General features: G+C 64.1%; 24 protein-coding genes. 14 read left to right on the top strand and 10 right to left on the bottom strand.

The annotated features are described in order from the left end of the window. The first annotated feature begins 90 nt into the window (after positions 1-90). Positions 91-483: a septal ring lytic transglycosylase RlpA family protein gene (locus J9885_RS08710; protein WP_134694516.1), complete on the top strand. Its 393-nt coding sequence runs from the start codon at positions 91-93 to the stop codon at positions 481-483. A 156-nt stretch (positions 484-639) separates the two neighbouring features. After that, entirely contained in the window at positions 640-1,155 is a 516-nt protein-coding gene (locus J9885_RS08705; protein WP_210548863.1) for a histidine phosphatase family protein, read from the top strand. Between the two features lie 44 nt (positions 1,156-1,199). Here J9885_RS08705 and J9885_RS08700 read toward each other — a convergent pair whose 3' ends face one another. Then, entirely contained in the window at positions 1,200-1,787 is a 588-nt protein-coding gene (locus J9885_RS08700; protein ID WP_210548862.1) for a hypothetical protein, read from the bottom strand. Positions 1,788-1,937: 150 nt separating this feature from the next. Beyond that, complete coding sequence (locus tag J9885_RS08695; RefSeq protein WP_043760281.1) at positions 1,938-2,141, bottom strand: hypothetical protein; 204 nt, start codon at positions 2,139-2,141, stop codon at positions 1,938-1,940. A 538-nt stretch (positions 2,142-2,679) separates the two neighbouring features. On the opposite strand from J9885_RS08695, the gene J9885_RS08690 reads away from it, so the two are divergent. Continuing rightward, positions 2,680-3,699, top strand: coding sequence for a Wadjet anti-phage system protein JetD domain-containing protein (locus J9885_RS08690; RefSeq protein WP_210548860.1), 1,020 nt, complete (start codon positions 2,680-2,682; stop codon positions 3,697-3,699). Between the two features lie 357 nt (positions 3,700-4,056). On the opposite strand, the gene J9885_RS08685 is transcribed toward J9885_RS08690, so the two are convergent. Beyond that, positions 4,057-4,635, bottom strand: coding sequence for an alkylphosphonate utilization protein (locus J9885_RS08685; protein ID WP_043760284.1), 579 nt, complete (start codon positions 4,633-4,635; stop codon positions 4,057-4,059). A 157-nt stretch (positions 4,636-4,792) separates the two neighbouring features. Here J9885_RS08685 and J9885_RS08680 point away from each other — a divergent pair, with 157 nt between their 5' ends. The 5 genes from J9885_RS08680 to J9885_RS08660 all read left to right on the top strand — a co-directional run bounded on the left by J9885_RS08680 (position 4,793) and on the right by J9885_RS08660 (position 9,560). Beyond that, positions 4,793-6,022 carry a methyltransferase gene (locus J9885_RS08680; RefSeq protein ID WP_210548858.1) on the top strand — a complete coding sequence of 410 codons (1,230 nt, stop codon included), beginning with the start codon at positions 4,793-4,795 and terminating at the stop codon, positions 6,020-6,022. A 201-nt stretch (positions 6,023-6,223) separates the two neighbouring features. Continuing rightward, on the top strand, positions 6,224-7,669 hold the full coding sequence (locus tag J9885_RS08675; RefSeq protein WP_210548856.1) for a chitinase: 1,446 nt from the start codon (positions 6,224-6,226) through the stop codon (positions 7,667-7,669). Between the two features lie 340 nt (positions 7,670-8,009). After that, positions 8,010-8,408, top strand: a complete 399-nt coding sequence (locus tag J9885_RS08670; protein WP_210548854.1) for a GFA family protein — start codon at positions 8,010-8,012, stop codon at positions 8,406-8,408. 18 nt (positions 8,409-8,426) lie between these two features. Then, positions 8,427-9,026, top strand: a complete 600-nt coding sequence (locus tag J9885_RS08665) for a histidine phosphatase family protein (protein WP_210548852.1) — start codon at positions 8,427-8,429, stop codon at positions 9,024-9,026. Between the two features lie 123 nt (positions 9,027-9,149). Beyond that, the gene (locus J9885_RS08660) at positions 9,150-9,560 is read left to right on the top strand and encodes an SRPBCC family protein (RefSeq protein ID WP_210548850.1); all 411 of its coding nucleotides are present in this window, start codon (positions 9,150-9,152) and stop codon (positions 9,558-9,560) included. Between the two features lie 91 nt (positions 9,561-9,651). Here the strand turns inward: J9885_RS08660 and smrB are convergent, their stop codons facing one another. Beyond that, positions 9,652-10,176 (bottom strand): endonuclease SmrB, encoded by a 525-nt coding sequence (gene smrB, locus J9885_RS08655; RefSeq protein ID WP_210548848.1) that lies wholly within the window; start codon positions 10,174-10,176, stop codon positions 9,652-9,654. A 65-nt stretch (positions 10,177-10,241) separates the two neighbouring features. On the opposite strand from smrB, the gene prmB reads away from it, so the two are divergent. Together prmB and aroC are read left to right on the top strand one after the other, a co-directional pair. Then, positions 10,242-11,177 (top strand): 50S ribosomal protein L3 N(5)-glutamine methyltransferase, encoded by a 936-nt coding sequence (gene prmB / locus J9885_RS08650; RefSeq protein WP_210548846.1) that lies wholly within the window; start codon positions 10,242-10,244, stop codon positions 11,175-11,177. 16 nt (positions 11,178-11,193) lie between these two features. Beyond that, positions 11,194-12,282: a chorismate synthase gene (gene aroC, locus J9885_RS08645; RefSeq protein WP_210548844.1), complete on the top strand. Its 1,089-nt coding sequence runs from the start codon at positions 11,194-11,196 to the stop codon at positions 12,280-12,282. Positions 12,283-12,373: 91 nt separating this feature from the next. Here aroC and J9885_RS08640 read toward each other — a convergent pair whose 3' ends face one another. Continuing rightward, on the bottom strand, positions 12,374-13,093 hold the full coding sequence (locus J9885_RS08640; protein WP_246876885.1) for a transporter substrate-binding domain-containing protein: 720 nt from the start codon (positions 13,091-13,093) through the stop codon (positions 12,374-12,376). Positions 13,094-13,492: 399 nt separating this feature from the next. Between J9885_RS08640 and J9885_RS08635 the strand changes: the two genes are divergently transcribed. Further along, positions 13,493-14,899 (top strand): DEAD/DEAH box helicase, encoded by a 1,407-nt coding sequence (locus J9885_RS08635; protein WP_210548839.1) that lies wholly within the window; start codon positions 13,493-13,495, stop codon positions 14,897-14,899. Positions 14,900-14,981: 82 nt separating this feature from the next. Here the strand turns inward: J9885_RS08635 and J9885_RS08630 are convergent, their stop codons facing one another. The 4 genes from J9885_RS08630 to cra all read right to left on the bottom strand — a co-directional run bounded on the left by J9885_RS08630 (position 14,982) and on the right by cra (position 18,805). Then, positions 14,982-15,665 carry an RES family NAD+ phosphorylase gene (locus J9885_RS08630; RefSeq protein WP_210548971.1) on the bottom strand — a complete coding sequence of 228 codons (684 nt, stop codon included), beginning with the start codon at positions 15,663-15,665 and terminating at the stop codon, positions 14,982-14,984. A gap of 8 nt (positions 15,666-15,673) precedes the next feature. After that, positions 15,674-16,078 (bottom strand): MbcA/ParS/Xre antitoxin family protein, encoded by a 405-nt coding sequence (locus tag J9885_RS08625; RefSeq protein ID WP_210548837.1) that lies wholly within the window; start codon positions 16,076-16,078, stop codon positions 15,674-15,676. 240 nt (positions 16,079-16,318) lie between these two features. Then, on the bottom strand, positions 16,319-17,512 hold the full coding sequence (locus J9885_RS08620) for an aromatic amino acid transport family protein (RefSeq protein ID WP_043808091.1): 1,194 nt from the start codon (positions 17,510-17,512) through the stop codon (positions 16,319-16,321). 300 nt (positions 17,513-17,812) lie between these two features. Then, a complete protein-coding gene (cra, locus tag J9885_RS08615) occupies positions 17,813-18,805 on the bottom strand; it encodes a catabolite repressor/activator (RefSeq protein WP_210548835.1) in 993 nt (330 codons plus the stop codon). 307 nt (positions 18,806-19,112) lie between these two features. On the opposite strand from cra, the gene fruB reads away from it, so the two are divergent. Genes fruB through fruA form a run of 3 tightly spaced genes read left to right on the top strand, consistent with a single transcriptional unit; the run spans position 19,113 to position 22,920 of the window. After that, entirely contained in the window at positions 19,113-20,213 is a 1,101-nt protein-coding gene (gene fruB / locus J9885_RS08610; RefSeq protein WP_210548833.1) for a fused PTS fructose transporter subunit IIA/HPr protein, read from the top strand. After that, positions 20,213-21,199: a 1-phosphofructokinase gene (gene pfkB, locus J9885_RS08605; protein ID WP_210548830.1), complete on the top strand. Its 987-nt coding sequence runs from the start codon at positions 20,213-20,215 to the stop codon at positions 21,197-21,199. The genes fruB and pfkB overlap by 1 nt, the downstream gene beginning before the upstream one ends. Further along, entirely contained in the window at positions 21,196-22,920 is a 1,725-nt protein-coding gene (gene fruA, locus J9885_RS08600; protein WP_210548828.1) for a PTS fructose transporter subunit IIBC, read from the top strand. The genes pfkB and fruA overlap by 4 nt, the downstream gene beginning before the upstream one ends. Positions 22,921-22,993: 73 nt before the next feature. On the opposite strand, the gene J9885_RS08595 is transcribed toward fruA, so the two are convergent. Beyond that, positions 22,994-23,245: a DUF1289 domain-containing protein gene (locus J9885_RS08595; RefSeq protein WP_210548826.1), complete on the bottom strand. Its 252-nt coding sequence runs from the start codon at positions 23,243-23,245 to the stop codon at positions 22,994-22,996. Positions 23,246-23,304 lie beyond the last annotated feature (59 nt).

The following is a 23,304-nucleotide window of genomic DNA, read 5'->3' as shown; positions in this document are numbered from 1 at the left end:
GTAGCCCCCTGTTTGCAGGATTGAACCTGGCGTTGACGCTATGGCCTTTGAGCTTGTGTGGCGCCGAACACTGAGTCGAGGAAGTGGATGATGATCACCATGGTGCAAAAGGGGGTGCTGATCCCCCTGAGTCTGCTGCTGGCCGCCTGCAGCAGCCAGCCGCAGGCCGGTGAGGATGGCAGCGTGCGCGGTTACACCCAGACGGGGCTCGCCTCCTACTATGCCGATCGCTACCACAACAAGAGGACCGCGAGCGGCGAACTGCACAAGAGGGGGGGCAACACGGCGGCTCACATGACGCTGCCCTTCGGCACCCAGGTCAAGGTCACCAACCTCGCCAACGGCAAGAGCGTGGTGGTACGGGTCAACGACAGGGGCAACTTTGCCAGGGGACGCATCATCGATCTCTCCAGGGCAGCGTTCAGCGCCATCGGCAATCCCCGATCCGGGCTTATCAAGGTGAAGCTGGAGGTAGTCCCTTAGCGATTGTCAGCACAGCGTCATCGAAACGGGAGGCACTGCCTCCCGTTTTGTTTTTTGGGGGACACAGCGAGGTGGTCAAGTTCCAGCAGTGATTCTCCGCTACCCTCTGAGGGAGATCGCCATGCCTGTAAGGCACACGGGAGAGGGCACGTTTCGATGCAGAGGACGTTGTTGCTGGTGCGCCATGGCAAGTCGAGTTGGGAAGAGGCTGGGCTGCCTGACAGGGCACGCTCCCTGGCTCCACGGGGGCTGCGTGATGCCCCTTTGATGGGGGACCGGTTGGCACGGGCGGGGGTGAAGCCCGATCTCATCCTCTCCAGTCCCGCCTGCCGGGCCCTGTCGACAGCCAGGCTGATCGCCGGGGCGCTGGGTTACCCGATTAGCCGGATAGCGGTCGATGATCGCCTCTACGGGAGCGATGTGGATACCCTGCTCGAGGTGGTGGGGGAGTTTGCCGACACGCTGGGGTGCGTGATGCTCGTCGGTCACGATCCGGAGTTCACTGCCCTGGCCCATCGCTTCTCAAGCAAGATCACCCGGATGCCGACCTGCGCCGTCGCGTGCTTCACCTTTGATGCGCCATCCTGGTCGGCGCTGGCGGCCCGATCCCTCAAGGGGGTGAGCTTCGATTATCCCAAGCTGCACCGGGATGAGCGGGGCCACAAGCCATGAAAAAGGGGAGCCAGGGCTCCCCTCACTGCGCCTTGGCGTTCCACCTACTCGACAGAGATCGGCCCCTTGGTGCCTGCATCGTTGTCGACCCAGCCATCTTCTCCCTTGATGCGGCGATCCCCCTGGATGGTGTAGGTGACCATGCCTTGCTTGAACACCAGGGCTCCGTCGGACTTCTTGGCCTTGACCGGCTTGCCGTTGACCCATACCCGGTCCTGGGCATCGATGCGGATGGTGGCCACGGTGGCGCCCGTCTCGGGGAAGGTGGCGACCCAGTTGCCGGCATAGGGGCTACCGCTGGTCGCGGGGGCCGCGCCAAATCCTGCGGCAGCGTTCTCTGCCTTGGTCTTGTTGATGTCGCACCCGTTGAGTTCGCTCACCTGGGTACAACCGGAACGCTCCAGTTTCTGCTTGTAGCTGAGGTTGAGACCACCGTCGGCGGCCGGGGCAGGGGTGCCAAATCCCGCCTTGGCATTCTCCGCCTTGGTCTTGTGGATGTCACAGCCCTGGGCCTCGGTGACCTGGGTGCAGCCGGAGCGCTCCAGCTGTTCGGCGTATTTGGCATTGATGGCGTGAACCTGGGCGCTGCCCAGCAGGGACAGGGTCAGGATGAGTGCAGCATTTCTGAACATGATCGGTTCCTCAAGGAGTAGGTAAGGCTGGCGCCCTGCAACCCTGGCCGCAAGGCGCCGGGCTTGCCATCAGGGTGGCAAGATGGCGACTCTCTCTCACGTTAGCAGGCGGCGCTCTGCTCGCCAGATGGCGGTGCGAGAGGATGGGGGTCAGCTCTGGGGTATACGCACCCCTTTGTCGAGATAGAGGCTGCTGTAATGGGCCCTGTGGGTGACGAACATCACCTGGTGCCGGCTGCCGTCGGAGAGGATGACGAAGTCGCCGGCCTGGGCCGGGCTCTGCAGGAGGATCTCGTGATCGGGGGCGGTCAGCTTGTCGGCCTCCTCCCTGAAGGTGAGGGTGTAGGAATACATATGGCGCTCCACAACAGGCTCATATACGGACACGTTTACAACTCTAGCTCCGACGGCAGGGATCTGCGGCGCCCAAGCGGCACCACAGCGTGATCATCGAGATCCGGCAGGGGGAGGAGATGGGCATGCTGTCGCGGTGTGATGACGGGATCCCGGCAGAATCCGGGCCTCCGGCCGGGCAAGGTGGATAGGAGGTGAGCACAGGAGATCATCCGGGTGATGGGGGTTCGAATCTGTGATTCACCCGGCCTGGTCGCGGAGAGAGCCCAATGAAAAAACCGCCTGAAGGCGGTTTTTTGTGTGATGAGGTCACATCGGTGACTCACCGGGCTACTCATGGAGTCGACAGCAAATTGGTTTTGCTGGTGTCGGCTGATGCCAGTCGTGTCCGTTGATCATCTAGCCTCGTGAGGCTGCCAGTTTGTTGGGCGCCTTGACGGCTTGAATATGAGTTTTCCTTTGGTGCGAGACGAGTCACGGTTGTGGGCAGAAAGATCCCTTCTACTTATCCATATGACGCCGAAATGAGGAAGGGGAGATGTCACTGTTTGATGAGCGCCGGGTACAGGATCTCTGTGTCCGCTTGCTGGATGGCACAAATGACAAGGGGTATTCACTCGATAGCCAGCATGGCCGGGCGTTGCGAGATCTCTTGCTGGCGGTGGACGGAGTCAGGCCGGTGGGACGAGGAGCCCGCCATGCACTGACCGATGCAGGGCGGGGTTATCTGGCAGCGCAGCTGGCGCAGGTTGCACCAGCGATGCCGGACAAGCGTGGCAGCGTACAGGCCCTCGGGGCCAATTTTCCTTCATGCCTCAATCAGGCCAGTTATCATGCCCTCTGGCATGGCGATAGCAAGCGTCTGCGCCGCACAAACCCAGCTCCGGCCTCCATCAACATGACGCTGACACAGGATGAGGTGATCCGACTGCGCACCTTGAGCCCGTTGTCACTCATCGATCTGGACCACCGGTGTCACGATATGAAGGCGCAGCTGGCGTTATTGGGAGAACTGGTTTTGCCGGAGCGCTGTTTGTGCAAGTTGCAGGGCATTGAGTGGCAAGGACGGCAACTGGTGACGGTGGAGAACAAGGGGGCCTTTGTGGATTACCCGCTCAAACCGGGGGAGTTGCTGCTCTATGTGCCTGGCCGCAATACTCGGCTGGCTCGACAAGTGATCCCTCTGTTGCCGGCGACTGTGCCTTGGGCCCACTTTGGCGATCTGGATCAGCGGGGACTGGATATTGCCATAGAGCTGGCCCATGCCCTCCATCGTCCGTTGTCGCTCTGGTTACCCGACAACTTGATGGCGTATGTTCATCACTACGCCCGCCCTCTGATCCGCCGTCTGGAGGGGCAACAGATCAGCAGAGGCAAGATCCCCTGGGGGGCGGCTCCCGTGGCTGGCGGGAGCGACAAGCTGCTGGCAGAGGTACTTACGCATCTGATTGCAAACGGATTGTGGTTGGAACAGGAGGTATTGGTACTGGCCGAGGGTTGGCGGTCATGGCCGCTCGACGTGTCATGCGACCAAGACAGTAATGAAAAAACCGCCTGAAGGCGGTTTTTTCATTGGCTAGTCATCCTACTTCAGGGCTTTTTTCAGCTTCTTTATCTTGCTTTCGTGCTTGGCTATTTTTGCCTGACGGGCGGCGATCTTCTTCTTGAGCTCTTTCTTGCTGGCCATGGGATTGCTCCTTGGGGTCGGGGGCATCATGGGGATCATGGTGCCCGGGGTCTCTCCATGCGTGCCGGGAAGGCCCTCTCCACTGACACACTGGCAGCCAGGGGAGGGGGCATACCGCGGAACTGGTTTGCAGGATAGTCCAGTTTTCCCCTGGCGCCACCCGAATGCCAGGATATCGGGGCAACAAAAAAGCGCCCCTGGGGGCGCTTCTGTCAGGCAGAGGCGGTATCAGGCCTTCTTCAGGTAGGCGGCCACCAGCACGATCTGCATGCCGTTGACCTTGCCCTCGATGTGCAGGGGATTGTTGGTCAGGCGAATGCCTTTGACCAGGGTACCACGCTTGGCGGTGAACCCGGCGCCCTTGACGTCCAGATCCTTGATCAGGGTGACGGAGTCCCCTTCGACCAGCACGGCGCCGTTGGAATCGACGGTCGGCACGCTGTCGTCATCATCACTCGCCACGCCGGCTTCTGCCCATGCCCTGGTCTCTTCTTCCATGTACATCATGTCCAGCATGTCCTGGGCCCAGAGCTCGCCCCGGGTGCTAAGGGCCTTGAGCTGGCGCCAGGCCATCACCTGCACCGCCGGCACCTGACTCCACATGCTGTCACCCAGGCAGCGCCAGTGGTTGACGTCCGTGGTGTCCGGCTGTTCCAGCTGGCCACGGCAGGTGGTGCAGAGTGCCACGCTGTGGTCGTCGTCATTGGCGGGGGAGTGCGGCACCGGGAAGGCAGTCAGCGCATGTTCTGCGCCACACAGCTCGCATTTGGCATTCGCACGGGCTTGCAGGATGGCATTGATGGTCATGTTTGGATTCCGTTGATAGGGGTAAAGCGGCTCGCCGGGGCGGGCAGCGCGAAGGAGGGGGCGGAATATAGCACAAATCCCTGTATTTTGTCAGGCTACCGCCCGAGGCTTGTGCAGAGGCGTGGTGGCGAGTGCTTTTTGACGGCAGATCGCTAGAATGAGCCACCCTTTTGCACTGCAGGACAGGTTCACCGTGCTGGCCCACCGTTTTCGACAACTGGATCGCTTGCTCACCGACGAGAAACACTGGTGGCAATACCAGCCCTATCACCACCTGGGGCTTGCCTTCGCCAGCGAGGCGCCTGCCCTCGCCGAGTGCCTGGAGGCCCTGAGCCTTGAGGAGATAGCACGCCTCGATGGCGACATGGGGGCGCTCTGCACCCTGCTTGCTACCTGGATCCCGGTGGGAGCCGAGCTGCAGGCCCTGAGCTCGCTCGCCGAGTTCGTGCCCGAGCCGGTGCAGTGCGCCAAGGCCGTGGCGATGTACATGCCGGGGCGCAAGCAGGCGCAGATAGAGGCCTTCACCGGTTGCCTGCCGCCCCACCCAGGCCCCTATCTGGAGTGGTGCGCCGGCAAGGGACACCTGGGAAGGCTGGTCTCCCTGCACCGGGGGAGCGACATCCTGAGCCTGGAGTGGCAGGGCGAACTCTGTGAGGAGGGGCGGCGCCTCGCGGCGCGCGACGGAGCGCGGATGACCTTCGTGGAGGCGGACGCCTTCGCTCCTGCCTCGGGGCACCTCATCGCCGAACACCACCACGCCATGGCACTGCACGCCTGCGGCGATCTGCACACCCACCTGCTGGCGCGAGTAACCGAGCGGCGTGCCCGGGGGGTGACCCTCTCTCCCTGCTGCTACCACCTGATCCGGGGCGATCGCTACGAGCCCCTCTCCCTGGCCGCCAAGGGCAGCGCATTGCGCCTTGGCAAGAGCGACCTCAAGCTGCCGCTGCAGGAGACGGTGACCGGCGGTGCCCGCATCGCCCGACTGCGGGAACAGGAGGTGGTGTGGCGCCTCGCCTTCGACTGCCTGCAGCGCCAGCTGCGCGGAGTAGATGAGTATCTGCCGGTGCCGAACCTGCAAAAGAGCCTGCTGACCGGCGGCTTCGAGGCCTTCTGCGGCTGGGCCGCCGAGCGCAAGGGGATAAGTCTGCCGACGGGGCTCGATTATGACGGCTTCCTGCTCATGGGAGAGCGGCGCTTCGGGGATGTCGCCCGCATGGAGCTGGTACGCCATCTGTTCCGCCGCCCCCTCGAGATCTGGCTCCTGCTCGATCGCGCCCTCTTCCTCGAGGAGCAGGGGTACGAGGTGGAGGTGGGGACCTTCTGCCCCAAGCCCATGACCCCGCGCAACCTGCTGATCCGGGCGGTGCGCACTCACAGCGCCTAGCCGAAGAGGGTCTCGGCATGTGGCGACGGGCCTGCGCGATGGCAACGTTCGCCGCCGGTTCCTCCTCGAAAAAGAGCGCCATCTGAGTGCAGAGGTGAAATGGCTCACATTTTCGCCAAATTCTTAATTCTTGTCGTGAATTTAGTTGTCGGGATGCCTATGCTCCCCCCTGACTTTATTGCGAGACAAGGATGGTTACCCATGTTCACACTCAAGCGCACTGCCTGTCTGGTTGCCCTCGTCTGGGCACTGCCGGGCCAGGCCGCCATGACGATCCAGCCCGATCCCCAGAACAGCGGCGGCTATGTGATTGCGGCGGCGGATCTTGCCAGCGCGGCGCAGGCCAAGACCGCCAACCCCATGTACGGGATCTGGTCCAAGGCCCTCGCGACCCGGCCCAATAGCGTGGTGGAGGCGATCGTGGCACGCGCCCCCGGCAACCCGGACAACGTCAAGCGGGTCGAGCGGGTCTTCACCGAAGCGGACTGGGACTTCCTGACCCAGATGGCCGCCCCGGAATACACTTACGAGCGTTTCCTGCGGGCGGTCGGCAAGTTCCCCGCCTTCTGCGGCGACTACACGGACGGGCGCAACGCCGACGCCATCTGCAAGAAGTCCATCATCACCGCCTTCGCCCACTTCGCCCAGGAGACCGGCGGCCACATCGGCAAGGAGAATGTCTCCGACAATCCGCTGGGGCTTGAGGAGTGGCAGCAGGCCCTGGTGCACGTGCGGGAGATGGGCTGGTCGGAGGGACAGACCGGCTACACCACGGGTTGCGGCCAGAACGACTGGCAGAACAAGAAGTGGCCGTGCAGCACCGGCCAGGGCTATTTCGGTCGCGGCGCCAAGCAGCTCTCCTACCATTTCAACTACGGCGCCTTCTCCGAGGCGATGTTTGGCGGCGATGCCTCTGTGCTCCTCAACAACCCGGGGCTGGTGGCCGACTCCTGGCTCAACCTTGCCTCCGCCATCTGGTTCTTCCTGACGCCCCAGGCTCCCAAGCCCGCCATGCTGCACGTGATCGACCGCACCTGGGTGCCCTCCCAGCGGGAGATCGCGGCGGGCATCGGCTATGGCTTTGGCACCACCATCAACGTCATCAACGGCGGCATCGAGTGCGGCGAACAGAACAGGGACAAGGGGCAGCCGGTCAACCGTATCCGCTATTGGGAGGGGCTGGCGGCCCACTACGGGATCCCCGTGCTGGCCGACGAGAAGAACACCTGCTGGCAGCAGACCCCCTATGGCAGCCTCAACCTCAACGGCGCCACCGACGTGCTCTACACCAACTGGGACGGCAACTGGAAATACTACCCGGACAGACCCGGTGGCTACTCGTTCGAATGCGAGCTGGTGGGCTTCCAGACCGCCTACTCGGCCCTGGTGCCGGGGGATTACGAGAAGTGCGTGACCAACGTCTACGGCTCCCACGCCAACTGGCCCAAGGTGCGGGTGGTGGCCCAGCTCGATCCTGCGCCCGTCGACCCGACTACGCCACCGGTGGGCGGCGTCCCCGCCTGGGAGGCAAGCAAGGTCTACACCGCCGGCAACAAGGTGAGCCACAAGGGGGTCATCTATCAGGCCAAGTGGTGGACCCAGGGCAATGAGCCGGGCAAGGGGGATCCCTGGGCTGTGGTGAACTGAGCCGCGGCAGCAGCATGAGCAGGGGAGGCGACAGGCCTCCACTGATTGTCTGTGGGCAGGGCACCCCTTGCGCGTTCTCTTTGTACTCAGATAGCGGGCTCTGCCCCCTCGGCAAGGAGCTCGGTCGATAAGCATCGCCTGACCCCGGTGCAGGAGAAGGCACCAATGGCCCGTCAACCGCCGGGATAACGGGGGATGCACCCCGCGAACCGGTTGCCTGGCAGGGGGGATCGCCGGATGGTCTGTTGTCGCTGCCCGGTTTGCGTGCTACTTCATCTGGTGCGACGGGGATCGGAGGCGCTCTTCGCTCCTTGTGTCGCCCTGTATTCAAGGAGGCATCATGGAAGGTCATTGTCTGTGTGGCGGGATCCGGGTGGAGAGCGGCGATCACAAGGAGGTCAACCTCTGTCACTGCGCCATGTGCCGGCGCTGGTCCGGTGGGCCCATGTTTGCGGTCCACGGCGGCAAGGGCGTGCGCTTCACCGGGCTCACCCCGGTGGCCTACCGCTCGTCGGAGTGGGCGGAGCGCGGCTTCTGCCCCACCTGCGGCACCCACCTCTTCTATCATCTGCTGCCGACGGATGAGTACATCCTCTGTGCCGGGTTGTTTCAGGATCATGGGTTCGAGCTCACAGGGCAGATCTTCATCGACGAGAAGCCGGACTTTTACGAGCTCAAGAACGATACCCCGACCCTGACCGGACAGCAGGTGTTCGAGCAGTTTGCCCCCAAACCCTGACGACGGGAGCCAGAGCTGATGGAGCTGGTGGTGATCCGCCATGGGGAGACCCGGGCCAACGCCGAGGGGCGTTATCTGGGGGCGCTGGATCTGCCCCTCAACGACCGGGGGCGGGAGCAGGTTGTCGAGCTGGCGAAAGCCCTTGCGGGTGAGGGGCCGTTTGCCTGCCTGCTCTCGTCCCCCTTGCTGCGCGCCAGGCAGAGTGCGCAGCCAATTGCTCGGGAGCTGGCGCTGCCGGTCCGGATAGAGCCCGCCTTTCGTGAACGCCACGTGGGACTCTTCGAGGGGTTGACCCAGACAGAAGCGAGAGAGCGCTACCCCGCACTCTGGGCGCGCAACATTACCCGTCGCTGGGACGAGGCACCTCCCGGCGGCGAATCCCTGGATGCGGTGATAGCGCGGGTATCCCGGGGGCTGACCGCGCTGGTGCACAGGCATGGTGGGGAGCGGGTATTGCTGGTGGCCCACGGGGTGGTGGCCAAGGTGATCCGCGCCGTTACCGGCGCAGGTTTTGCCGACTTCTTCTCGTGGCAGCTGCATAACGGCGGCAGGCTGGTGGTCAGGCTGGATCCTGCCCGGTCGCCGGTATATTGCCATCGCCCAGTGGGGCAGGAGTAATCCCGCTTTTTGATGATGGCCGTGCTGACTCGGCCCGTGATGGCGATCACTCCAGGCCCTGAGGAAAGAGGGTGACCGCCTGGCCGGCCAGGCAGAGTACAACTGTGAGCAAAGGAGAGTGCGATGAAGATAAGCGTCAGTGTCTTGGTAGAGCGCCCCCTGGCCGAGGTATGGCTGGGCTGGAACACGCCAGCCAGCATCATGGAGTGGAACGCCGCCTCCCCACAGTGGCACTGTCCCCAAAGCCGGGTAGATCTGCGGGTCGGGGGGCGTTTTTGCCACCGCATGGCGGCCAGGGATGGCAGCATGGGGTTCGATTTCGAGGGCACCTTCACCGAGGTCAGGGCGCCGACGGGGCTTCGCTACGTCATGGACGATGGCCGCGAGGTCAGCGTGCGGTTCGTGGAGGAGCAGGGCGGCACCTGGGTGGAGGAGGTGTTCGACGCCGAGTCCCAGCACAGCGACGAGCAGCAGCGGGCCGGCTGGCAGAGCATCCTGGATAACTTCAAGCGCCACATGGAGGCCGCCAGATAAGGCGCCATGGCGGCACCAATAAAAAACCACCGCAGCTTGTCGGTGGTTTTTTTTATCGGGCCGGGGCTGCCCCCAGGCGAGCGCGAAGCAGTTACTCTTCGATATCCAGCAGCACCAGGATGGCGCTCTCTCCCCCCCATTCCCGTGGCGCCTGGTGGAAGGCCTGCACGTTGGGATGCTGGGCCAGCCAGCTCGGGATGCGTTGCTTCAGGATATGTTTGCCGATGCCGTGCATCACCGAGGCGACGTGAATGTTCTCGCGTCGGCAGAGGGTGAGCAGGGCGGCCAGCTCCTGCTTGGCCTGCTGCTGGTTCATGCCGTGCAGGTCCAGGTAGATCTCCGGCGGGTAGCTGCCGCGCTTGAGCTTTTTCAGCTCGAATTTCGACACGTCTTCACGCACATAACGGGTCGGCCCGTCCGCCTCGAGATGGGGCTGGTACTCGTCGCTGAAAAAGTGGTCGACCCCAAGCTTTTCGCGGCTCTCGCGCACTTCGCGTTTCTGCTTGACCGGGCTTGAGGAGGCCCTTATGGTATCTTGCTTTATTTTCCGGGTACCTTTGACCGCATCGCGAAACAGCAGGCTTTCCTCGTCTGTGAGTGAGGGCGTTTTTTTCATCAGGTACTCGTCTTGCTCGCTGTATAAAATTCTCGGGCCGGATATTACTCGACTTGGAGGTGGATTTGGACAAGATATTTATCGATGAGGTGGTTGCCGAGATGCACACCATCCAGGACATGTTGCGCTGGGCCATGAGTCGTTTCAACGATGCCGGGATCTTCTACGGACATGGTACCGACAACGCCTGGGATGAGGCCGTGCAACTGGTGCTGCCCGCGTTACATCTGCCGCCGGACGTGGATCCGGCCATGCGCCACTCCCGCCTGACCACCAGCGAGCGTCACCGCATCGCCGAGCTCATCATCCGCCGCGTGCAGGAGCGGGTGCCGGCACCTTATCTCACCAACAAGGCCTGGTATGCCGGTTGGGAGTTCTATGTGGACGAGCGCGTGCTCATCCCGCGCTCCCCCATCGCCGAGATGGTGGCCAACCGCTTCGCTCCCTTCCTGAAAGACGAGCCAACCCGGATCATGGATCTTTGCACCGGCTCCGGTTGCATCGCCATCATCATGGCCCACGAGTTCCCCCACGCGGAAGTGGATGCCATCGACATCAGCGTCGATGCCCTCAACGTGGCCGAGCGCAACATCAACGATCATGGCCTCGAGCAGCAGGTCATCCCCATCCGCTCCGATCTGTTCCGGGATCTGCCGGCCGGTGACAAGTACGATCTCATCGTCTCCAACCCCCCCTATGTGGATTCCGAAGACATGTCGGATCTGCCGGAGGAGTTTCGCCACGAGCCGGAGCTGGCCCTGGCGTCGGGCTCCGACGGCCTCAAGCTCACCAAGCGCATCCTGGCCAACGCCGCCGACTTCCTGAAAGAGGATGGGGTGCTGGTGGTCGAGGTGGGCAACAGCATGATCCACCTGGAAGCCCAGTTCCCCGACGTGCCCTTCACCTGGGTGGAGTTCGAGAACGGTGGTCACGGCGTCTTCGTGATGACCCGTGCAGAACTCGAGCAGTACCAGGCCCATTTCGCCATCTACAAGAACTAAGCAGCAAGGAGCACCCATGGCAGGGAACAGTTTTGGCCAACTCTTTCGGGTCACCACCTTTGGCGAAAGCCACGGCCTGGCGCTGGGCGCCGTGGTCGACGGCTGCCCGCCGGGGCTGGAAATCAGCGAGGCGGATCTGCAGGGGGATCTGGACCGGCGCAAGCCCGGCACCTCCCGCTACACCACCCAGCGCCGTGAGGCGGACGAGGTGAAGATCCTCTCCGGGGTGTTCGAGGGCAGGACCACGGGCACCTCCATCGGCCTGCTCATCGAGAACACCGATCAGCGCTCCAAGGACTACTCCGAGATCAAGGACCTGTTCCGCCCGGGCCACGCCGACTACACCTATCACCAGAAGTACGGTCAGCGTGACTACCGTGGCGGCGGCCGATCCTCTGCCCGCGAAACCGCCATGCGGGTGGCGGCGGGGGCCATCGCCAAGAAGTACCTCAAGCTGGTGCACGGCATCGAGATCGTCGGCTTCCTCTCCCAGCTCGGCCCCATCAAGGCGGAGGCCTTCGACGAGACCCAGATCGAACAGAACCCCTTCTTCTTCCCCGATGCGGGCAAGCTGGAGGCGCTTGATGAATACATGCGTGCCCTGAAGAAAGAGGGCAACAGCGTGGGGGCCAAGGTCTCCGTGGTGGCGCGCAACGTGCCGGTGGGGCTGGGCGAACCCGTGTTCGATCGCCTCGACGCCGACATCGCCCACGCCATGATGGGCATCAATGCGGTGAAAGGGGTCGAGATCGGCGACGGTTTCGGGGTAGTGGAGCAGAAGGGCTCCGAGCACCGGGACGAGATGACGCCGACCGGCTTTGCCAGCAACCATGCGGGCGGCATCCTGGGGGGCATTTCGTCGGGTCAGGAGATCGTGGTGAGCATGGCCCTCAAGCCTACCTCCAGCATCACTGTGCCGGGCAAGACCATCACCACCAGCGGCGAGGCCACCGAGATGATCACCAAGGGGCGTCACGACCCCTGCGTCGGCATCCGTGCCGTGCCCATCGCCGAGGCCATGCTGGCCCTGGTGCTGATGGATCACCTGCTGCGTCACCGCGCCCAGAACCAGGGCGTGCATACCCAGACCCCGCAGCTGCGCTGATCGCGCAACTGCCAGGGTGAGTGATCACCAGAGACGACAAGGCGACCCCCGGGGTCGCCTTTTTTATGGTTTCTTGCCTTCGGCCTGTGGGTCAGATGGCCGTGGCCGTGGAAGGCAGGCTTGCGTCCAGGCGGCAAGGGGGCGTGGCCAGGGCAGGATCCGGTGAGGGGAGGGCGGCGATGGCGGCATCGATGCGGGCGAGGGCGCCCTCGCTTACGGTCTCTTTGGCGAACATCAGGCTGACCGGCTGCTGGTGCAGCAGTACCTGACACTGCACGAAGCCGTTTGCACCGAGCTGGGTCAAGCGGTGGCGGGCATGCTGCCACTCCATGATGACCCCGTCGAGGCGCCGCGCCAGCAAGAGCGTGAGCAGCCGATCGTCCGAGTTGTATTCGACCGCCTGCCCAAGAGCGGGGCACTGCGCGCTCACGGGCAGGGGGCGGGTACCCCGCAGCTTGCCAAGACGCAGTCCCGTCTGGCCACAGAGATCCGACAGCTGGGTTATCCCCTGCCAGCGATCGCCGCCAGCCTGGGGGGCGCCCTGGCTCAGCAACACGAAACTGGCACGCCGATAGGGGGCCGAGAAGCGGGCAAACTGCTCCCGCTCCGGTGTCTTCAGGGCGCCCATGGCCACATCCAGCTGCTGGTGCTTCATGAGATGCAGGGCCCGGGCCCAGGGGAGGTTGCGAAACACGGGGTGAAAGCCCGCGTCCTGGAGGATCTGGCGGGTCAGGGTCACGTCCAGCCCGCCGAGGGTACCGTCGGCGTCGATCTCGCTGAAGGGGGGCCAGTGGCTCCAGGCTACCGACATCGTCTCCCTGGCGCCGAGCGGCAGGCTCAGGAGTAGCGGCAAGGCGAGGGCCAGGGTGCGCCGGATAACGGCGGGGGTGAATATCCTTCTCAAGCAGAACCTCCTGTTCCATGTGTTGCGCCGCCCCCTCCCTCTTGCGCAGGGGCCCAGAGCCATACGGCCGCATTTTCGCCATTCTGCCGCGGCCTGACCGGCTTTTCCACCCGTGCTGGGAGGCCCATCACATTTTCCTCGTGTAAGTGCGCCAACTCCGTTAGACTGCGCCTCTATTCTTTCCCCTTTGCTCTGCTCCCCGGGGAAATCGTGTTTTCTCCATAGGCCCGGATCCTGTGAGATGGCATCGGCTCGGCAGAGGAGCCCCACCACAATCCCCGGCGCCGCTATCCCTAGCAGGTAACTATGAGTTTTACTTCCCTCGGTCTGGCCGAACCCTTGTTGCGTGCCGTTGCCGAGCAAGGCTACGACACCCCGTCTCCCATTCAGCAACAAGCAATTCCGGCCGTCCTGGCTGGCCGTGACCTGATGGCCGCCGCCCAGACCGGGACCGGCAAGACCGCAGGCTTCACCCTGCCGATGCTCCAGCGCCTCACCGAGAGCAAACGCAAGGTCTCCCCGAACCGCATCCGCGCCCTGGTGCTGACCCCGACCCGCGAGCTGGCCGCCCAGGTGGGCGAGAGCGTGCGCAACTACGGCAAGCACCTGCCGATCCGCAGCCACGTGGTCTTTGGTGGCGTGAGCATCAACCCCCAGATGATGGCGACCCGCCGTGGTCTGGACGTGCTGGTGGCCTGCCCGGGTCGCCTGATGGACCTTTACAACCAGAACGCCGTCAAGTTCGATGAAGTCGAGATCCTGGTGCTGGACGAAGCGGATCGCATGCTCGACATGGGCTTTATCCGCGACATCCGCCGCATCCTGGCCTTGCTGCCGAAGAAGCGTCAGAACCTGCTCTTCTCCGCCACCTTCGCCGACGAAATTCGCGAGCTGGCCACCGGCCTCCTGGACAACCCGGCGGTGATCGAAGTGACCCCGCGCAACAGCACCGCCGAGCGCATCGAGCAGCTGGTGCACCCGTGCGACAAGGCCAACAAGATCGCCCTGCTGAGCCACCTCATCTCCAGCAACGACTGGCAGCAGGTGCTGGTCTTTACCCGCACCAAGCACATCGCCAACCGGGTTGCCGAGAAGCTTGAGAAAGATGGCATCAGCGCCGCCGCCATCCACGGCAACAAGAGCCAGGGGGCCCGTACCCGCGCCCTGTCCGGCTTCAAGGATGGCAGCGTGCGCGTCATGGTCGCGACCGACATCGCCGCCCGTGGCCTCGACATCGACAAGCTGCCCCAGGTGGTGAACTTCGAGCTGCCAAACGTGGCGGAAGATTACGTGCACCGTATCGGCCGTACCGGCCGTGCCGGCGCCGCCGGTCACGCCATCTCTCTGGTGGCGGCGGACGAAGGCAAGCTCATCAAGGCCATCGAGCGCCTGACCAAGCAGAGCATCCCCTGTGAGCAGGTGGTGGGCTTCGAAGCCTCCCGCGAGACTTTGGACAACATCGCCCGTGGTATCGGCGCGCCGCTGCGCAAAGAGCCGCGCGATCCGAGCGAGCAGCGCCGTGCGCCGCGTCCGCAAGGTCAAGGCCAGCGTCAGGGCGCCGGTCGCTCCGGCAATGGCGCCGGTGGTAACGGTGGTGGCAATCGCACTGGCAACGGCGGCAAGCCTAAGCCCCAGGGCGGTCAGCGCCCGGAAGGCGGCGCCGGCAAACCGGCCCAGGCCCGCCGTCCGCGCCGCGCCAGCCACAACCAGTAAGCGCCTCGGGAGCCTCTCCTGCGCTGAAAGATTGAATGAAAAGCCCCGCCAATCTGGCGGGGCTTTTTACATCCGGAGGAGGTTATTCCCCGTATAGCCTTATCTGCAGTACGTTGGCGATGGCGCTGCCGTTCCAGTGGTATTCCAGATGCTGGCTCTGGTGGATCCTGGTGATGAGGCGGGGGCGGTAGAGCACGTAGCAGTCGTGGCCGCTGTGGCGCACCGAGCGGTAGTGGATGCCGTCCGCTCCGCCGCGCTTCTGCTCTTGGGCAAAGGCCTGGGAGTGGCCGTAGTCGGTGGCGTGATAGAGGGGGGAGGCGAGGTAATCCTCCCCCCGTATGTCGACCAGGCGGGCACAAAACTCGGTGTGGAGCACCCGCATCTGCAGCTTCTGGGCCGGCTCGTTGGTGTAGCCGAAGACGCGCTCCTGGTGATAGACGGTCTCTTTCACCGCGGTATCGAGCAGGGGGGCGCAGTAGTAGCCGCCAAAATCCCCCGTGGTGAAGCGGGCCCCCTCCGGATGGAGGTGGGTGAAGGCGGCCATCACATAGCTGCCGCCGGCCAGCCCCACCAGCCAATCCTCTTTCGGTACGCGCGCCAGCTCTCCGGCCTCTTCCCGCAGGCGATCGTTGGTCAGGGCCTCGACGGCCCAGACCGCCTCCAGCTCATCCGCGTTGGCCACGTCTTCATAGAGGCAGATGGGGGGATAGCGGCTCGGGATGATGCGAAAGGCCTGCTGATCGTCAAGCTCGCTCAGAGGGGGCATGGAGGTCATCAGGCCATGCCTCCGCGCCAGGCGTGCAACCGGTTGGCCACCTCATAGAGATCGGCGACCCGCCCCCCCTGCATGACATCCATGGCGCTGCGCCCGGCGAAGAAGGGGTGGCTGTTGGGCTTGCGCACCCAGCCGTAGATGCTGTCATCGACGCTGAACAGCACCCGCAGGCTCTTGTGGATGTTGAGGATGTAGCTCATCCGCTCCTGCAGATCGGCGCTGAGACGGATACCACCGCTCGCCTCCTTGTACTTGTTCAATGTCGAACGGGAGGAGATGCCGAGCAGGGTCAGCTGTTCATCCGTGCTGCACCGCCATTTATCCAGAATGCGAAACACCACCGGCAGCGCCTTGCTGGGATCGACGGCGCTCTCGCGTTGGGGAGTCTGAGCTATTGCGACCATGATGCCTCCTGAACCTGAGTGCCGGCGCGGGCACGGATACGGCTTGTCGTCTGGCTATGAGTGTAGGGGAGTGACGCATGCTTGTACATATTCGTACAAATTAACATGTATTTGTTCAGATGTGACGGTGTTGATTTCTGCCTTATCCAAAGGAGCCCGAAGAGGGGGTCAACAAAGAGAGGACCAACAAAAAGCCCCGCCAATAAGGCGGGGCTTTGCTTTTCCATCCAGGGCCGGTCGTCAGAGCGCGGGCAGGAAGCCCAGGCTTACGCTGACCTGCACCCCGACGATCAGCACCCCCATGGCACCGGCCAGACCCAGGGCCAGCACGCCGCCCGGGACCCGGTAGTGGTGGGGCTCGGCCTGCTTGCGACTCTGCCAGACCAGGGCCACCGGCAGCAGCACCGCCAGCACCGCGAGCGCGATGGCGGCGTAACCCAGCGCCATGATGAAGCCTTGAGGGAAGTAGAGGGCGAACAGCAGGGGCGGCACGAAGGTGATGAGGCCGGTCTGGGTGCGGCCCTGCCAGTTGTCCTTGCGACGGGTCACCTTGGCCATGAAGTCGAACAGCCCCAGCGTCACCCCGAGGAAGGAGGTGGCAAGCGCAAGATCCGCAAAGAGGTGCATCGCCTGGTTGAAGGCGGGCCAGCTGACCAGGCTGCCGACGTTGGCCAGCAGGCTGTCCAGGGCGCCACCGGTCTGGATGAGGGATGCTTGACCGAGCAGCCCGAGGATCGCCACTTGCCACAGCACGTAGAGGATGAGCGGCAGAGCTGAGCCCCACACGAAGACCCGGCGCAGCTGCTTGGGGCAGTCGCCCAGGTAGAGCATCACGCTCGGAATGGAGCCGTGGAAGCCGAACGAAGTGAAGATGACAGGCAGGCCCGCCAGCAGCAGGCCCTGACCGAGTGGCATGGAGAGCAGGTGCTCCCCCTGGGCACGGGGCAGCAGCAGGGCCAGCACGGCCACCATGATCACCAGTTTGACGGTGAACATCAGGCGGTTGAGGTAATCCACCTGCCTGGTGCCGACGCAGACCATGCCGCCAAACAGCAGGGTAAAGGCCCAGGCGGCCTGCTCCTGACTCAGGGGCAGACCCGCGTCCGCCAGTGCCTGGGCCAGCAGGCTGCTGCCACCGCTGATGTAGGCGGAGGCCAGCGCGTAGAACAGCATCAGGATGCAGAAGGAGGCGATGCCCTTGCCCCAGGGGCCGAGCAGGTGATCAGCCAGCTGGTGCAGGTACCACTTGCCGGTGCTGAGGCTGGCTTCCACCTGCAGCATGGCGGTGAAGGCCATCAGGGCCCAGAGGCCGATCATCAGCATGAGGGTGGCGGGGCCGCCGAGCGACGAAGAGGCCAGCGGCAGGGCCAGCATGCCGGCGCCTATGGTGGTGCCGGCAATCAACAGGGTACAACCCAGGGTCTTGGTGTTCATGTTATCCATCCGAATCTAAAAAAGCATCATGAGGGGTGGCAGGGTGCCAGGTGTCGGGGTGCCTCCGGGGGAAGGCCGGAGGCTAGCAATATCGGAGTGGAGACATCGTTACGAACAGCCGCAGGTTGTAAAACAGGGTTGCCACGTTAGCCGATTAAAATATCGAAAACAAGCGGGATTGAGCGAAGGTTCTACTGTGGAAGGCGCCAGTGTGGCAATAAATGATGACAGCTTCCTGGAGCGGATGGCGTAAAAATGCGCAAAGGCGACCGGGGTCGCCTTCGGCACGTCCATTTCGCGTCAGCGGCGGCGTTTCAGGGTGCGGCTCACATAGTGCAGGCCGGCGCGGTAGGTGCCGTTGATGGCATCCAGGGCCAGGGTGAGTGCCTGGCCGGCGAGGGCATCGTGCTGCTGGGGCAGGGAGTTGATGCCAAAGGGGAGGAAGTCGAGCAGGCGATCGTCCCCGAAGGTGGCCATGGCGATCCGGCTCATGTCGCTCTCCTGCTCCAGCAGGTAGTCGAGCACCCCCTCCATCAGGATGTAGGAGGTGGCCACCAGGGCCTCGGGCAACTGGCCGAGTTGCTGGTGCAGCGTCTTGATCAGGCGATACCCCTCGGCGCGGGAGAACTGCTCCCCCTCGCAGACGTGGGGCGTCAGGGGGCTGGCATGGCTGGCGAGGGCCTGCTGGAAACCGGCGAGGCGTTCACAGCTGATCGTGAGGGTGGGCAGAGCGGTGATCAGGGCAACATGGCGCAGAGTGGAGCCGAGCAGGGAGGCGGTGAGATCGAAGCTCGCCTTCTGGTTTTCGCTCGCCACGGTGACGAAGTGATCGGCGCTCATGGCCCGGTCGATGGCGAGGATCTGCACCCCGTGAGTCTGCTGCTCCAGATAGAAGGGATCCGAGGGGGGCAGACAGCTCGCCACCAGGAGGGCATCCACATGGCGGCTGACCAGCATGCGGGCCAGCTCTTTCTCGGTCTCGGGTTCGTCTTCCGAGCAGACGATCAGCAGCTGGTAGCCCTGGGTGCGGGCCCCCTGTTCGAGGCGCTTGGCGAGCTTGGCATAGCTGGCGTTCTCGAGGTCGGGCAGGATGAAGCCCAGCGTCTTGGTCTGGCCGCCCCGCAGGGAAGCGGCGCGGCTGTCCGGTTGGTAGTTGTGGGCATGGACCACGGCCATCACCTTGTCACGGGTGGTCTGGCTGATGCGGTATTGATCGGCCTTGCCGTTGATCACATAGCTGGCCGTGGTGCGCGAGACGCCGGCCAGTGCGGCGATTTCATCCAGTTTCATCATATTGGCTCTGTTTGAGTTGCTAGGCCCGCGCCGGTTCCTGGTTGGGGGCACCGAAAAGTGTGCGCGGGATCATATCATTGAAAAGCACTCTTAGCGGGATCTTGAACAATTGGCTGAAACGATTCAGTCTGAGTGTAAGTGAAACGATTCAGCTTGTCAGTAGGCGATGAGAACGGGGGGCGGGAAATGCGCCCCGGCTCACCAAAGGGGAGATCCCCGTCTATTGTCAGCAGGCAAGTTACCCGAAAACCACGTTGAGTTGAGCCGGCTCGCCCCGAGGCGCCGCCGGACCTGATGGAGAATCTCTATGTTGAAGTTGGCGCGACAGCAAATCCTGCTGGGACAATCGGTGACGACCAAGGCGGACGCTATCGCCCTCCTGGCCGGCAAACTGACCGAAGCCGGTCTGGTGGAGGCGGGTTACGTGGACGGCATGCTGGCACGAGAAGCCCAGCACGCCACCTACCTGGGCAGCGGCATCGCCATTCCCCACGGCACCACGGATACCCGCCATCTGGTGAAGAGCACCGGCGTCATGGTGGCCCAGTTCCCTCACGGCATCGAGTGGGATGACGGGCAGACGGCCTATGTGGCCATCGGCATCGCTGCCAAGTCCGACGAGCACCTGGGGATCCTGCGCCAGCTCACCCACGTGCTGGGTGATGAACAGGCGGCGGCCCGCCTCAAGGAGGCCACCGACGAAGAGACCATCATCGACATCCTGACCGGCGCCAGCGCGGCAAAAGAGGTCCAGTTCCTGACCCTGGCCGATTTCCCGGCCGACGATCAGGACCAGCTGCTGCTGGGGGCTGCGGCCCGCGCCAAATCCGCAGGATGGGGAGACGCTGCCATGGTGAGCGCCCTGCTGGCCAGTGCTCCCGTCCATCTGGGGGAGGGGATCTGGCTGGCTCGCGCCCAGGCCGCCCAGACCGGCTGGGTGCTGGCGACCCCGAGTGCGGTGCTGACCGCAGGTGATCAGCCTGTCAGCGCACTGCTGCTGCTGTGCGCCGCCGACGCGGGCCATCTGGCGCAGCTCGACAACCTGGCCCGGCTCGCCGCCGCAGGCCAGCTCGGGACCCTGGCGGGCAGCGATGGCCTCGCCATGCTGCAATCCGGCCCGGCGAGCGGTCTGTCCGATACCTTCACCATCATCAACCCCCATGGCCTGCATGCCCGCCCGGGCGCCATGCTGGTCAAGGTGGCCAAGGAGTATGAGTCCGACATTCGCGTGGCGAACCTCGACGGCAGTGGCGAAGCCGTCTCCGCCAAGAGCCTGATGAAGGTCATCGGCCTCGGCGTCAAGTGCGGTCATCGTCTCGCGTTTCGCGCCGAAGGGCCGGATGCCGAAGCGGCCCTCAAGGGGCTGGGTGAGGCCATCGCCGCCGGCCTGGGCGAGGGGGCACACTGATGGACATCGTCACCATCACCCTGAACCCGGCGCTCGATCTCACCACCCGCCTGGAGACCATGCACCCTGGCGAGGTCAATCTGGTGAGCGAGGCGAACTTGCGCGCCGCCGGCAAGGGGATCAACGTCGCCATGGTCCTGAAAGATCTCGGCCGTGACGTGGGCCTGACCGGCTGGCTTGGCGCCGAGAACCAGCAGAGCTTTGTCTCCCTGTTCGAGGAGCGTGCGCTTGCCGATCACTTCTTGCGCGTCGCGGGTAGCACCCGCATCAACGTCAAGATCTCCGAGCAATCCGGCCGGGTGACCGATCTCAATCTGCCGGGGCTCACCGTGCACGAGGCCGAGGTGAGCGCCCTGGAGGCAGAGCTGGAGCGGCTGGCACCCAAGGCCGACTGGTTCGTGCTGGCGGGCAGCCTGCCCAAGGGCGTGGCGCCGGCCTACTGCGCCCACCTCATCGCGCTGCTCAAGGCCAGGGGCAAGCAGGTGATCTTCGATTGCAGCGGCGCGGCCCTCACCGAAGGGCTCAAAGCGGCGCCGACCCTGGTCAAACCGAATCTGGAGGAGCTTGAGCAGTGGGCCGGGCGCCCCATCCGGACCCTGGAGGAGCAGGCGGAGTGCGCCCGTGCGCTGCAGGCCAGCGGGATCCCCCACGTGGTGATCTCCAACGGCGCCGACGGGCTCCTCTGGTTTGGACCGGATGCCACCTGGCAGGCCATTCCGCCGCGCATGGAGGTGGTCAGCACTGTCGGTGCCGGCGACTCCCTGGTGGCCGGGCTGGCCCATGGTCTCAGTCTCGGCTGGAGCGCAGAGCAGACCCTGCGTCTGGCCACCGCCGTCTCGGCCCTGGCGGTGAGCCAGGTAGCGGTCGGTTTTAGCGATATCAAGGTGCTGGATCCCTTGCTCGAGCAGGTGCGCCTGACTCGCCTGGATGCGGCACAACGTCAACCCCATTCCCATTCAATGGATAACTCAGGAGATGCCCAATGAAAGCAATTCTGGTTACGGCTTGCCCGGCGGGCATTGCCACCAGCTTTCTCGCTGCAAAACGGATAGAACAGCAGGCCAAACTGGCGGGCTGGGAACTCATCCTCGATGTCGACTCCAGCGTGCAGCCACGTCAGGCGCCAAGCAAGGAGCAGATTGCCGCCGCCGACCTGGTGCTGGTCGTGGCCAGTGCCCCGGTGGATCTGGCCGCCTATGACGGCAAGTCGCTCTATCGGGGTGACATGGACCTGGCGCTGCAAGATCCGGCCTCCCTGCTGGAGGCCGCGCGCAGCGGTGCCAGCGTCTATCGCCATCAGGCCGCGCCTGCCGTGGCCAAGGCTGCCGCCGGTGCCAAGCGCATCGTCGCGGTGACCGCCTGTCCGACCGGGGTGGCCCACACCTTCATGTCCGCGGAAGCGCTGGAGACCATGGCCAAGCAGCTGGGCCATCAGATCCGCGTCGAGACCCAGGGCTCGGTCGGTGCCCAGAACGCCCTGACGGCGGACGAGATTGCATCCGCCGATCTGGTGTTCCTCGCCACCGACATCGAGGTGGACATGGCGCGCTTCGACGGCAAGCCTGTCTATCGCACCAGCACAGGGGCTGCCCTCAAGAAGACCCGCGCCGAGCTCGACAAGGCCTGGACCGAGGCCAAGACCTATCGCCACAGCGGCGCTGCCTCCCCCAAGAAAGAGGAGAAGGCGGGCCCCTACAAGCACCTGCTGACCGGCGTCTCCTTCATGCTGCCCATGGTGGTGGCGGGCGGCCTTATCATCGCCCTGTCATTCGTGTTTGGGATTGAGGCGTTCAAGGAGGAGGGGACCCTCGCGGCGGCGCTGATGAAGATCGGCGGCGGCTCCGCCTTCGCCCTGATGATCCCGGTGCTGGCGGGCTACATCGCCTACTCCATCGCCGACCGTCCGGGTCTCGCTCCCGGCATGATCGCCGGTATGCTGGCAAGCTCCCTGGGCGCCGGTTTCCTCGGTGGCATCGTCGGTGGCTTCCTTGCCGGTTACAGTGCCAAGTACCTGAGCGACAAGGTGCGCCTGCCGGTGACCCTGGAAGCGCTCAAGCCCATCCTCATCATCCCGCTCTTTGCCAGTCTGTTTACCGGCCTGGTGATGATCTACGTGGTGGGCGGCCCGGTGGCCGGCATCATGAACGCCATGACCGAGTTCCTCAACAACATGGGCTCCGCCAACGCCGTGCTGCTGGGTGTCATCATCGGCGCCATGATGTGCTTCGACATGGGCGGCCCGGTCAACAAGGCGGCCTACGCCTTCGGGGTCGGCCTGCTCGCCTCCAAGACCTATGCCCCCATGGCTGCCGTGATGGCCGCCGGCATGGTACCGGCACTGGGGATGGGCATCGCGACCTTCCTGGCCAGCAAGAAGTTCATCAAGGCGGAGCAGGAAGCGGGCAAGGCCTCCTTCGTACTGGGTCTGTGCTTCATCTCCGAGGGGGCCATCCCGTTTGCCGCCAAGGATCCCATGCGGGTCATCCCGGCCTGCATGGTGGGTGGTGCCCTGACCGGTGCCCTCTCCATGCTGTTCGGCTGCGAGCTGGTGGCGCCCCACGGCGGCCTGTTCGTGCTCTTCATCCCTAACGCCATCAGCAACGTACTGATGTATATCGTGGCGATTGCGGCGGGGTCGCTTCTGACCGGGGTCTCCTATGCCATGCTCAAGCGCGGCGAGGAACAGACCAGGCTGGCGATGGCCTGAGCCGGATGTGGGTAAATGAAAAAGGCGGCCTGCGGGCCGCCTTTCTTATGGTTGGCAAAAAGGGGGGAAAGCGTCAGAAATCCAGATCGGGCTGCGGCGGGGCCTCGGGCGGTTCACCTTCCCTGGCCTTGCGCCGCGCCGCCTCGACCCTGGCCTTGCGATTGCGGCACAGGCGCAGCACCTCCTGCTGCTGGACAGGGGTCATCTTCTGCCAGTAGAAACGCTCTTCCCGGCTGCGCAGGCACCCCTTGCAATACCCCTTGTTGTTCAGCTCGCAGACCCCGACACAGGGGCTCTCGAGCGGGAAGAATTCGAGCTGTTCCATCCATGACCTCTCACACCTTGTCACCTTGTTATAACCCAGAAGATCCCTGCAGGAAAAAT

It is taken from the genome of Aeromonas sp. SrichE-2G, assembly GCF_017939565.1.
Lineage (GTDB): Bacteria > Pseudomonadota > Gammaproteobacteria > Enterobacterales > Aeromonadaceae > Aeromonas > Aeromonas taiwanensis.
The sequence above is the reverse complement of the archived record's forward strand: the minus strand, read 5'-3'. Positions and strand labels throughout refer to the sequence as shown.